Below are 390 nucleotides of genomic sequence, written 5' to 3'. Positions count from 1 at the left end.
GTTTTTAAGTACGTTTTTTTTTTTTTTTTTTTTTTTCTAAAAAAAAAAAAAGAAAACTAGCGGGGCCGCTTCTTTTTTCTGTAGTTTTTTTTTTTTTTTTTTTTTTTTTTTAAACAACTCTCCTCTTTTTTTTTTTTTTTAGATGACCGGACACCACCCGAATTCCACATTGGTTCGCGCGGGGGAGGCGTCAGATGTGAAAAAGAGACAGGATTATAGCATACGGGATAGCTGTTTCGGTAATCCCATGCTAAAAGGAAAAAGGGTTAAATTCAACAGAAACGTCAATACATTCAATAAAACAAAAAAAGAACAAGGTATAAACAAGCAATTAACCCCCGCCCAAACAACCGCCGTTGGCGGACTCCCACTGTTAGTGGAGGGCGAGGT

1 protein-coding gene is annotated in these 390 nt (G+C 36.7%); it reads left to right on the top strand.

The window, feature by feature from the left end:
* Positions 1-196 precede the first annotated feature (196 nt).
* The coding region (locus ACYVTD_RS17630) for a hypothetical protein (RefSeq protein WP_461248921.1) at positions 197-390 on the top strand (194 nt) is incomplete at its 3' end.

It is taken from the genome of Treponema sp. R6D11 (genome assembly GCF_054786075.1).
The sequence above is the reverse complement of the archived record's forward strand: the minus strand, read 5'-3'. Positions and strand labels throughout refer to the sequence as shown.